The sequence below is a fragment of the Micromonospora echinofusca genome, from assembly GCF_017614955.1.
Classification (GTDB): Bacteria; Actinomycetota; Actinomycetes; order Mycobacteriales; family Micromonosporaceae; genus Micromonospora; species Micromonospora echinofusca_A.
Map to the genome: position 1 here is coordinate 1 of NZ_WVUH01000531.1, position 3,254 is coordinate 3,254.

General features: G+C 74.4%; 5 protein-coding genes. 3 read left to right on the forward strand and 2 right to left on the reverse strand.

Translation table 11 applies throughout. The features are described from left to right. The coding region (locus GSF22_RS32210) for an aminotransferase class I/II-fold pyridoxal phosphate-dependent enzyme (RefSeq protein WP_208817683.1) at positions 1–707 on the reverse strand (707 nt) is incomplete at its 3' end. 127 nt (positions 708–834) lie between these two features. Between GSF22_RS32210 and bioB the strand changes: the two genes are divergently transcribed. The 3 genes from bioB to GSF22_RS32225 are packed head-to-tail and all read left to right on the forward strand — an operon-like array spanning position 835 to position 2,622. Further along, positions 835–1,830 (forward strand): biotin synthase BioB, encoded by a 996-nt coding sequence (bioB, locus tag GSF22_RS32215; RefSeq protein WP_208817684.1) that lies wholly within the window; start codon positions 835–837, stop codon positions 1,828–1,830. 7 nt (positions 1,831–1,837) lie between these two features. Beyond that, positions 1,838–2,029 (forward strand): biotin synthase auxiliary protein BsaP, encoded by a 192-nt coding sequence (gene bsaP / locus GSF22_RS32220; protein WP_208817685.1) that lies wholly within the window; start codon positions 1,838–1,840, stop codon positions 2,027–2,029. A 5-nt stretch (positions 2,030–2,034) separates the two neighbouring features. After that, on the forward strand, positions 2,035–2,622 hold the full coding sequence (locus GSF22_RS32225) for a GNAT family N-acetyltransferase (RefSeq protein ID WP_208817686.1): 588 nt from the start codon (positions 2,035–2,037) through the stop codon (positions 2,620–2,622). An 86-nt stretch (positions 2,623–2,708) separates the two neighbouring features. Here the strand turns inward: GSF22_RS32225 and GSF22_RS32230 are convergent. Continuing rightward, positions 2,709–3,254 (reverse strand): lipocalin family protein (locus tag GSF22_RS32230; protein ID WP_208817687.1); only part of this gene is annotated, 546 nt, incomplete at its 5' end.

The following is a 3,254-nucleotide window of genomic DNA, read 5'->3' on the forward strand; positions in this document are numbered from 1 at the left end:
GCCCCACCCAACGCCTTGGACAGGGTGGCGGTGACGACCACGTCCGGCGCCCCGGCCAGGCCGGCGTCGACCACCCCGCCGGCACCGGACGGCCCGAGTACACCGAGCGCGTGCGCCTCGTCCACGAGCAGCAGGGCGCCGTGCCGGCGGGCCACCGCGTGCAGCTCCGCCAGGGGGGCGAGGTCCCCGTCGACGGAGAAGACCGACTCGGTCACCACCACCGCCGGGCGGCCCGGTGCGGCGGCCAGGGCGGCCTGCACGGCCGCCGGGTCGGCGTGCGCGACGACCACCGTCTCGGCCCCGGAGATCCGGCACCCGTCGATCAGGGAGGCGTGGTTGTGCGCGTCGGAGACGAGCAGGGTCCGGGGGGTCACCAGGGCGCGTACCGCCGCGAGGTTGGCCAGGTAGCCGGAGGAGAAGAGCAGCGCCCCGGCGGTACCCAACCAGTCGGCCAGGGCCTGCTCCAGCGCGTCGTGCAGGTCGGTGGAGCCCCGGACCAGCCGGGAGCCGGTGGCGCCGAGGCCGTACCCGGCCAGGGCCGTACCGGCGGCGGCGGTGACCGCCGGATGACCGGAGAGGCCGAGGTAGTCGTTGCCGGCGAGGTCGATCACCTGCTCGTCGGCGCCCCGGGACCGGATGTGGCGGGTCAGCCCGGCCCTGGCGCGGAGCCGGGCCCGTCGGTCCAGTACCGCCAGCCAGTCCGCCACCGCATCTCCCCCGGGTCGCCGCTCCACCCCACCCGTCGGCGGGGCCCCGTCCGCCGGGGAAGTTACCACCCGGGGCCCCGGCCGACGCACTCTCGCACCTCCGCCGGGGCCTTGTAGGGTACGAGCCATGCCAGAGATCCTCGACCAGGCCCGGACCCAGGTACTGGAGAACGGTGTCGGCCTCGATGAGGCAGGCGTGCTCGCGGTGCTCCGCCTGCCCGACGAGCACCTGCCCGCCGCCCTCCAACTCGCCCACGACGTCCGGATGCGCTGGTGCGGCCCGGAGGTGGAGGTCGAAGGGATCGTCTCCCTCAAGACCGGCGGCTGCCCCGAGGACTGCCACTTCTGTTCGCAGTCCGGGCTGTTCGCCTCCCCTGTCCGCTCGGTGTGGCTGGACATCCCGTCCCTGGTCGAGGCGGCGAAGCAGACCGCGGCGACCGGCGCCACCGAGTTCTGCATCGTGGCCGCCGTACGCGGCCCGGACGAGCGCTTGATGAAGCAGATGCGCGAGGGGGTCGCGGCGATCCGCGCCGAGGTGGACATCCAGGTCGCCGCCTCGCTCGGCATGCTCACCCAGGCCCAGGTCGACGAGCTGGTCGCGATGGGCGTGCACCGCTACAACCACAACCTGGAGACCTGCCGCTCCTACTTCCCGAACGTGGTCACCACCCACTCCTGGGAGGAGCGGTGGGAGACGCTGACCATGGTGCGGGCCTCGGGCATGGAGGTCTGCTGCGGCGGGATCCTCGGCCTCGGTGAGACGGTCGAGCAGCGGGCCGAGTTCGCCGCGCAGCTGGCCGAGTTGGACCCGCACGAGGTGCCGCTGAACTTCCTCAACCCCCGGCCCGGTACGCCGCTGGGTGACCGGCCGGTGGTGGAGGGCCGGGACGCGCTGCGGGCGATCGCCGCGTTCCGGCTGGCGATGCCGCGCACGATCCTGCGGTACGCCGGTGGGCGGGAGATCACCCTCGGTGACCTCGGCACCCGGGACGGCCTGCTCGGCGGGATCAACGCGGTGATCGTCGGCAACTACCTGACCACGCTGGGTCGACCGGCCGACTCGGACCTGGCGCTGCTCGAGGAGCTGAAGATGCCGGTCAAGGCACTCTCCGCGACCCTGTAGGCGCCCGATGACCACGACCGCGATCTGGTGTGACCGTTGTGGTGAACCGGCGGCGGGGGCCGACCACGGCACCTGCCGTACGGCCCGGGAGCTGGAGCCGCCCCGGTTCTGCTCCCGGTGCCGGCGCCGGATGAAGGTGCAGATCCTGCCGGCCGGCTGGACGGCCACCTGTGTCGAACACGGGCTGACCCGGTCCTGACCGCGATGACCGGGGCACGACCGGCGGGTGACGCCGACGACCGGGCTGCGCGGCCGGCGGTGCCGGTGGCCGGGTTGCGCGGGAGGCGGGTGACGCTGCGGCCGGCGACCCCGGCGGACGTCCCCGCGCTGGCCGCGATCCGGGCCCGGCCGGAGGTCCGGCGCTGGTGGCGGGGCGGGGGCGACCTGGCGGCCGAGGTCGGGCAGGGGCTGACGGACCCGGCGACCCCGGTGCTGGCGGTGGAGTACGCGGGCCGGGTCGTCGGTGCCGTGCAGTGGTCCGCCGAGGAGGACCCGGACTACCGGCACGCCGGCATCGACATCTACCTCGATCCGGCGGTGCACGGCCGGGGGTTGGGCGCCGAGGTGGTGCACACCCTGGCCCGGTACCTGATCGGGGTGCACGGCCACCACCGGCTCACCATCGACCCGGCGGCGGAGAACACCGCGGCGATCCGCTGCTACCGGCGGGTCGGGTTCCGGCCGGTCGGGGTGCTGCGCCGGTACGAGCGCGGCGCCGACGGGAGCTGGCACGACGGGCTGCTGATGGACCTGCTCGCCGACGAACTGACCGACCCGGCACCGGGGCCCTGAGCACCGGTGCGCTGCCCCGCCACCCGGGGAGGCGGTGACGGAGCAGCGCGGTGCGGGCCGAGCAGCGCCGGCCGGTGGCGGGTCGGTCAGCAGAAGGTGCCGGCGCCCGCCCCGCCGTCCTGGCGGGTGGTCCGGAAGTCACAGAGGTCGTACCCGTTGGCGGTGAGTACCGCCTTGGCCGCCGCGAGCTGCGTGGCGTCGAGTGCCGGGGTACGGGAGAGCACGAATCCGCTGCTGCGGTCCGGGTCACCGACGACGGCCCAGCGGTAGTCGGCGTCCAGCCCGATGACGACGTAGTTCGGCCCGCCGAAGTACAGCCAGCGGTCACCGAGCCGGAGGAAGGACACGGTCAGCACCGAGTTCGCCGGGGGGTTCTCGCTGCGCGCCCGGCCGGTGACCGCGCTGGTGGTACCCAGGATGGTCCGGCAGGCGTTGCGGACTCCGATGGTGCCGTCGGGTTGCACGTCGTACCGGGCGGTGACGTTCTTGTAGCACTGGATCTCGAAGATCGCCGGGATGGCGGCGACCTGGTACCAGTCCCCGGCGTACCGGTCGACGTCGACTGCCGCGACCGGTCGCAGTGGCCCGACGTCGACGGTGGTGGTCCGCAGCGACCCGGTGGGGGGCGGGGC